The organism is Mordavella massiliensis, from assembly GCF_016901695.1.
Classification (GTDB): Bacteria; Bacillota; Clostridia; order Lachnospirales; family Lachnospiraceae; genus Claveliimonas; species Claveliimonas massiliensis_A.
In genome coordinates this window covers 1-219 of the sequence record NZ_JACJKS010000119.1, presented here as the reverse complement: position 1 = coordinate 219, position 219 = coordinate 1, and the positions used below count along the sequence as shown (strand labels likewise).

Below are 219 nucleotides of genomic sequence, written 5' to 3'. Positions count from 1 at the left end.
GATCAATGGATATTTGCTCCTCCCCGAAGCTTTTCGCAGCTTATCACGTCTTTCATCGGCTCTTAGTGCCAAGGCATCCACCCTGCGCTCTTTCATGCATAACCAACGTAAGTTCCCCGCGGGAACGGGGTCCTCCACACATGCATAGCGTTGCATGCGTTGGTTCAGGTCAATTTTTTTACTTTGTTTTCTTCAAAGTGTGTCATCATCTCTCGATGA

The 219-nt window shown here is 47.9% G+C and carries 1 rRNA gene; it reads right to left on the bottom strand.

Annotated elements, in window-relative coordinates:
* A 23S ribosomal RNA gene (locus tag H6A20_RS13370) occupies positions 1-104 on the bottom strand; the annotation flags it as partial.
* Positions 105-219: the final 115 nt, after the last annotated feature.